A 7,234-nucleotide genomic window follows, 5' to 3' on the forward strand; every position below is an offset into this window, starting at 1 on the left:
GCGATACGCCAGCCCCTTCTCCCCGCCCGCCGGCGAGAACACCCCGACCACGACCGGCGCCCGGATCGTCGACGGCGAGGTCTACGTCAACAACGGCTTCTGGGACACCTACCGCACCAGCTGGCCCGCGTACTCCCTGCTGACGCCCCGCCAGGCCGGCAGACTGATCGACGGCTTCGTCCAGCAGTACAAGGACGGCGGCTGGATCTCCCGCTGGTCCTCCCCCGGCTACGCCGACCTGATGACCGGCACCAGCTCCGACGTGGCCTTCGCCGACGCCTACGTCAAGGGCGTCCCCTTCGACGCCGAGGCGGCGTACGCGGCCGCGCTGAAGAACGCCACCGTCGCCCCGGACAGCCCCGGCACCGGCCGCAAGGGCATGGAGACCTCCGTCTTCCTCGGCTACACCAGCACGAGGACCCGCGAGGGCCTGTCCTGGGCGCTCGAGGGCTACCTCAACGACTTCGGCCTGGGCCGGATGGCCCGCGCCCTGTTCGAGAAGACCCACAAGGAGCGCTACCGCGAGGAGTCCGACTACTTCCTCAACCGCGCCCGCGACTACGTCAAGCTCTTCGACCCCCGCGTCGGCTTCTTCCAGGGCCGCGACGCGAACGGCGCCTGGCGCCTGCCCCCCGCCTCCTACGACCCGCGGGTCTGGGGCAACGACTACACCGAGACCAACGGCTGGAACTTCGCCTTCACCGCCCCCCAGGACACCCGTGGCCTGGCCAACCTCCACGGCGGCCGCGCGGGCCTGGCCCAGAAGCTCGACACCTACTTCGCCACCCCCGAGACGGGCGCCCCCGAGTTCGCCGGCTCGTACGGCGGCGTCATCCACGAGATGACCGAGGCCCGCGACGTCCGCATGGGCATGTACGGCCACAGCAACCAGCCCTCGCACCACATCGCCTACATGTACGACGCGGCCGGGCAGCCCTGGAAGACCCAGGAGAAGGTCCGCGAGATCCTCTCCCGCCTCTACCTCGGCAGCGAAATCGGCCAGGGCTACCCCGGCGACGAGGACAACGGCGAGATGTCCGCCTGGTACGTCTTCAGCGCCCTCGGCTTCTACCCGCTCGTGATGGGCCAGGGCGAGTACGCGATCGGCTCGCCCCTCTTCACCAAGGCCACCGTCCACCTGGAGAGCGGCCGCGACCTGGTGATCCGCGCCGCGCGGGGCAGCGCCCGCAACATCTACGTCCAGGGCCTGCGCGTCAACGGCCGCGCGTGGCACAGCACCGCCCTCCCCCACGCCCTGCTCGCGAAGGGCGGCACCCTGGACTTCGCCATGGGCCCCCGCCCGTCCCGCTGGGCCACCGGCCCGGACGCGGGCCCGACGTCCCTGACGCGCGACGACAAGGTGCCGGCCCCGCTGACCGATGTCACCACCCACGACGGCTCGGCCCTCACCGACGACACGTCCCGCACGTCGGCGTCCTTCACCACCGCCACGTTCGACGCATCGGCGGACTCCCGGGTGACGTCCTACACCCTCACCTCAGCCGACCGCGCCAAGGCCCCGACCGGCTGGGTGCTCCGCGGCTCGACCGACGGCACGACCTGGACCGAGGTCGACCGCCGCACCGCCGAAACCTTCACCTGGGACCGCCAGACCCGCGTCTTCGCCCTCCGCACCCCGGCGGCGTACCGCCACTGGCGCCTGGAGGTGACGAGCGGCCAGGAGGCCACGCTGGCGGAGGTGGAGCTGCTGGGGTCACCGGGCTCCTCGTGAGGGGCACGTCCCTCATGTCCGAAAACAGCCTGGAAATCCCTAGATCCCATAGGAAGATCAAGGAGATACCGCTGCGACCCGTCACGGGATGCAGCACTCTGACATTCAGCCATGGGGGGCACAAAATGAGCATTTTCACCGGCCGCAAGCGCGGGCGCGCGCTGTCGGGCCTGGCACGCGCCACCGCGATCGCCACCGCCGTGGTCGGCCTCACCGCCGGAACCGCCGCCGCCGACACCGCTCCGAAGTCCGTGGCGCCCTCGGCCGGCGCCCCCCGGTTCCCGCTGTTCGCGACCCAGCAGGCCCAGGACGCCAAGGACATCCAGGACATCTTCAAGTACCGGCCGAACGGCCGGGGCGGTTTCGAGGACCGCGAGGAATCCGGCTTCTACGGTTCGTCGCCGCGTGTCACGGACACCGCGACCGTCGACCACGACCACAACGGCGAGATGGACGGCTGGTACCACCAGGCGAACGACGGCCGGCTGCTGTACCGCGGCGTCCGCGGCGACAAGGTGATCGGCCCCGGCTGGGACAAATACGACCGCGTCCTGTCCCCCGGCGACCTCGGCGGCTCGCTCGAGTCCGAAATCCTCGCCCGCGACAAGTCGGGCGTGCTGTGGCTCTACAACGCCCGCTACGACGCCACCCTGGAGAACCCCTACCGCGTCGGGCCCGGCTGGGACCAGTACACCGACATCGTCGGCAAGGGCAGCCTCAACGGCGACGGCAGAGCCGACATCGTCGCCAAGGACCGCAACGGCGACCTCTGGTACTACAAGGGCACCGGCGAGTCCCACGCCCCCCTCTCCGACCGCGTCAGGATCGGCGGCGGCTGGAACCAGTACGACAAGCTCGTGAGCACGGGCGACGTCGACGGCGACGGCCGCAGCGACCTGCTCGCCCGCGACAAGTCCGGCGTCCTGTGGCTCTACAAGGGCAACGACGGCCAGACCGACCCCTTCGAGAACCGCGTGAGGATCGGCGGCGGCTGGGACCAGTACAACAACCTGTTCTGATCCCGCTTCACACCCGCGCCGCGCGGGAGCCGTGACACCTGGGGCCGCGTTTGTGACGAGCGCGGCCCCAGGTGCCCCAGATGTGATGCTCAACTCCCGAAAAGTCAGTTGATGTACGTGAACCTTGAGGCAATGATCAAGGCATCGCGATGCTCCGGGCGTCGCCCCTGAATCACCTTCAAGGGAGAAGTACATGGGCAATCTCTCCGGCCGTAAGCGTGGACGTGTGCTGTCCGGCCTCGTCACCGCGGCGATAGCCACCGCGCTGGTCGGCGCCGCTTCCACGACCGCCTCCGCCGACGGCCCGGCAGGCCCCTCCGCCGCCAAGGCGCTTCAGAAGGCCGAGCAGGCCAAGAAGGCGCCTCAGGCCGCCAAGAAGGCCCCCAAGCCGCGCGCCGGGCTGCTGCGTGCCGCCACCGCCGACGACAAGGGCACGGCCGCCGCCCCCCAGTTCGACCTCTACGCGGCCGACCGCGACGGCCTCGTGTACCTGTACATGGCCAACGGCAACGGCGGCTTCAAGGACGCCTGGTTCCTCGACTCCGGCTGGCAGAACTTCACGGAGGCCACCCAGGTCGACCACGACCGCAACGGCGAGAGCGACGGCTGGTACGTCCGGCACGCCGACGGCCAGCTGGAGTACACCGGCGAGGCCGGCAACAAGATGATCGGCGGCGGCTGGAACGCCTACGACCGCGTCTTCTCCCCCGGTGACGTCGGCGGCGCCGGCGAGTCGGACCTCCTCGCCCGTGACAAGTCCGGCGTCCTCTGGCTCTACCTCGCCCGTCCCGACGGCACCCTGACCGACCGCTACCGCGTCGGCGGCGGCTGGGACCAGTACACCGACATCACCGGCCGCGGCGACCTCAACGGCGACGGCAAGGCCGACATCGTCGCCAAGGACAAGAACGGCGACCTCTGGTTCTACAAGGGCACCGGCAATTACAAGGACCCGTTCGAGAGCCGTGTCAAGGTCGGCGGCGGCTGGAACATGTTCGACAAGCTCGTGGGCATCGGCGACCTCGACCACGACGGTCGCAGCGACCTGCTGGCCCGCGACAAGTCGGGCGTCCTGTGGCTCTACAAGGGCAACGGCAACCAGACCGACCCCTTCGACAACCGTACGAAGATCGGTCCGGGCTGGGACAAATTCTCCCTGATGTTCTGATCCCGTAGCGGCCTCGCGCCGTTGCACCCACGTGGATCCAGCCCCCGCCTCAAGCCGAGGCGGGGGCCTCTGGCACGATCCGGGTGTCTCGCGGTGTCACCCCACGGGGAACACCGCGTCTTTCTCATTGCCCATAGGAGAACCACGTGGCCCTTCTTTCCGGCCGCAAGCGCGGACGGGCGCTGTCCCGTCTCGCGACGACGGCGATAGCCGTCACTCTGCTCGGCGCCACCGCCGGCACTCTCGCCCAGGCGCAGGCCGCCCCGCAGCCGAGCGCCGCCGCCCCCGTCTTCGGTCTGTTCGCGACCAAGGCGACCGGCGAGGTCTACACCTACGAGCCCAACGGACGCGGTGGCTTCGGCGACCGTGAGCTCCTGGCCGACACCGACTCGCGGAACGTGACCGCGTCCGTGCAGGTCGACCACAACCGCAACGGCCTCACGGACGGTCTCTACTTCCGCGCGGTCGACGGCACGCTGGGGTACAGCGTCGTGCCCGAGACCGACGAGGAGGCGGCGAAGCCGGAGCAGGAGCCCAAGCGGATCGGCGGCGGCTGGAACATCTACGACCGCCTCCTGTCCCCGGGCAACCTCGGCGGCTCGACCGAGTCGGACCTCCTCGCCCGTGACAAGTCGGGCGTGCTGTGGATCTACACGGCCCGTCAGGACGGCACGCTCGGCGACCGCGTCCGTGTCGGTGCCGGCTGGGACCAGTTCACGGACATCGTGGGCCGCGGCGACCTCAACGGTGACGGCAAGGCCGACATCGTCGCCAAGGACAAGAACGGCGTCCTCTGGTTCTACAAGGGCACCGGCAACACCAGCGACCCCTTCGCCGGCCGGGTCAAGGTCGGCAGCGGCTGGAACACGTACGACACGCTGTTCTCCACCGGTGACCTGGACGGCGACGGTCGCAGCGACATGCTCGCCCGCGACAAGACCGGTGTGCTGTGGTTCTACAAGGGCAACGGCAACCAGACCGACCCCTTCGCCGGCCGCGTGAGGATCGGCGGCGGCTGGGGCCAGTACAACAACTTCTTCTGATCCCGGGAACGGCCGGGCCGCACACCGTCGTAGAGGGCGTGCGGCCCCACCCGTGTGAAGATCCTGTGGAATGATCCGGGTGATCTCGCGGTGCCCAGCCAGGGCACCGCGTCTTTCTCTCACCACAGGAGTACAAGTGGCCTCTTCTTCCGGCCGCAAGCGCGGGCGGGCGCTGTCCCGCCTCGCCACGACGGCGATAGCCGTCACCCTGCTCGGCACCACCGCCGGCACCGCGTTCGCCGACGGCACCACCCCCGCCGCCGCGGCACAGCGGGCGGCCACGGACGTCGCCCAGGCCCCCACGGTGACCCGGTCGGGCAACGGCGAGTCCCGTGGCGATTCCCCGGTCTTCCCGCTGATGGCGTCCAAGAGCTCCGGTGAGCTCTTCCAGTACGTCCCGGACGGCCGCGGCGGTTTCAAGGACCGCAAGAAGGTCACCGACAACTGGCTGGCCATCACCTCGACGGTGCAGATCGACCAGAACCAGGACGGTCTCCAGGAGCACATCTACTTCCGGACGATCGACGGCAAGCTCTGGTACGGCGACACCAAGAAGGACACGCCCCCGAAGGAGATCGGCGGCGGCTGGAACATCTACGACCGCATCCTCTCCCCCGGCAACCTCGGCGGCGCGAACGAGCCCGACCTCCTCGCCCGTGACAAGGCCGGTGTCCTCTGGCTCTACCTCCAGAAGCCGGACGGCAGCCTGACCGACCGTTACCGCGTGGGCGGCGGCTGGGACCAGTACACCGACATCGTCGGCCGCGGCGACTTCAACGACGACGGCAAGGCCGACATGGTCGCGCGGGACAAGTCCGGCGTGCTGTGGTTCTACAAGGGCACCGGCGACTACAAGGACCCCTTCGCGAGCCGTGTGAAGATCGGCGGCGGCTGGGACACCTACAACTTCCTCGTCTCATCCGGTGACGTGAACCTCGACGGCCGCAGCGACCTGCTGGCCCGCGACAAGTCCGGCGTTCTGTGGCTCTACAAGGGCAACGGCAACCAGAACGACCCGTTCGAGAACCGCGTGCGCATCGGCGGCGGTTGGGACCAGTACAACAACTTCTTCTGATCCCGCTTCTCGGCACCAGCCCGCCTGCGTGAGGCCACCCGCCTCACGCAGGCCCGGCGCCCAGCCGTCAGGCCCAGCCGTCAAGAACGCCCCGGCCGCCGCCACGCCAGCCGCACCAGCGCCCGTACCGGCCGCCCCACCACCAGCGCCAGCCCCGCCAACGGCAGGACGAACAGCACCGCTTGAAGGCACGCGGCGACCATGGCCAGGACCTGGTCGCCGGACGCACCCGCCGCGCCCGCGTGCTGCATCAGTGACGCGATCGTCCGCCAGTCCGCCACCAGCAGCTCCGGCAAGTTGACCAGCACCAGGCCGAGTTGCAGGGAGAGCACCGGCACCAGGAAGAGCACCCACACCGCGACGACGACCTGCGGCCAGCGCTTCAGGGCCCGCAGCCGGTCGTCCTGCGGGCGGCGGAGGAACACCCGCCGCAGGATGGGAGCGATGTACTTGAACAGGTCGGGGATACCGATGAGGTCGGCGACGATGTAGTAGCCGTCGAACCGGAGCGTGGGCAGCAGTTGCTGGATCATCTCCAGGTGGACGGAGAGGATCGCGACGAGCAGCGGCTGGAAGCCGGTGGCCGCGTACAGCGTGCCCAGGCCCAGGACGAAGACGGCGTTGAAGTAGACGCCGCCGAGGTCGGCGCGGATGCGGCCCGCGCGGCCGAGCCGGTAGGAGTTGGTGATGTCCGTGTAGAAGGCGGGCCACACCAGGTAGATGCCGCAGCCCATCGCGCCGGGCCGGACGCCGCCGTAGCGGCAGGCCGCGCCGTGGCCCAGTTCGTGGAACGCGCACGAGGCGATCGCCAGGAGGACGACGAGCAGGACGTCGGCCGGTGAGGCGAGGACGTCCCGCAGCGCGGCGCCCGTGTCCTGGGTCGTCCACAGCCATGCCTCGCCCGCCACGAACGCGCAGAGCCCGAGGACGACCACCGCCGGGCGGAACAGCCAGGCGAAGAGGCCGGAGAGGAACCAGGTGACATGCTCCGGCAGCACGGCCAGCCGGAAGCGGAAGGCGAGGAACGGGTCGCTCTTCGTGGTCGGGGGCGGCGGGGAGCCGTCGCTGTAGGTGGTGATGCCGAGCGGGGCGAGTTTCTTGTCGATGAGGAAGACGATGTGTTCCTCGGTGAACCGCCGGCCCGTCTCCTCCGAGAGGTCGGCGGCGATCCGGGCCGTGGCGGGCTCGGGGCCGGGG

6 protein-coding genes are annotated in these 7,234 nt (G+C 69.9%); 5 read left to right on the forward strand and 1 reads right to left on the reverse strand.

Annotated elements, in window-relative coordinates:
* From K6I33_RS28645 to K6I33_RS28665, 5 genes are all read left to right on the forward strand, one after another.
* Positions 1-1,732, forward strand: a 1,732-nt coding sequence (locus K6I33_RS28645) for a GH92 family glycosyl hydrolase (protein WP_229357443.1), incomplete at its 5' end; no start/stop codon positions are given.
* 125 nt (positions 1,733-1,857) lie between these two features.
* On the forward strand, positions 1,858-2,751 hold the full coding sequence (locus K6I33_RS28650; protein WP_229357444.1) for a VCBS repeat-containing protein: 894 nt from the start codon (positions 1,858-1,860) through the stop codon (positions 2,749-2,751).
* A gap of 193 nt (positions 2,752-2,944) precedes the next feature.
* Positions 2,945-3,919, forward strand: a complete 975-nt coding sequence (locus K6I33_RS28655; protein WP_229357445.1) for a VCBS repeat-containing protein — start codon at positions 2,945-2,947, stop codon at positions 3,917-3,919.
* Between the two features lie 146 nt (positions 3,920-4,065).
* The gene (locus tag K6I33_RS28660; protein ID WP_229357446.1) at positions 4,066-4,962 is read left to right on the forward strand and encodes an FG-GAP-like repeat-containing protein; all 897 of its coding nucleotides are present in this window, start codon (positions 4,066-4,068) and stop codon (positions 4,960-4,962) included.
* Positions 4,963-5,098: 136 nt separating this feature from the next.
* Entirely contained in the window at positions 5,099-6,037 is a 939-nt protein-coding gene (locus tag K6I33_RS28665; RefSeq protein ID WP_229357447.1) for a VCBS repeat-containing protein, read from the forward strand.
* An 80-nt stretch (positions 6,038-6,117) separates the two neighbouring features.
* On the opposite strand, the gene K6I33_RS28670 is transcribed toward K6I33_RS28665, so the two are convergent.
* Positions 6,118-7,234 (reverse strand): hypothetical protein (locus K6I33_RS28670; protein ID WP_229357448.1); only part of this gene is annotated, 1,117 nt, incomplete at its 5' end.

Source organism: Streptomyces sp. UNOB3_S3 (assembly GCF_020740895.1).
Classification (GTDB): Bacteria; Actinomycetota; Actinomycetes; order Streptomycetales; family Streptomycetaceae; genus Streptomyces.

Coding starts and splice junctions, on each gene's coding strand:
- K6I33_RS28655 (WP_229357445.1), top strand. CDS start 2,945: ATGGGCAATCTCTCCGGCCGTAAGCGTGGACGTGTGCTGTCCGGCCTC.
- K6I33_RS28650 (WP_229357444.1), top strand. CDS start 1,858: ATGAGCATTTTCACCGGCCGCAAGCGCGGGCGCGCGCTGTCGGGCCTG.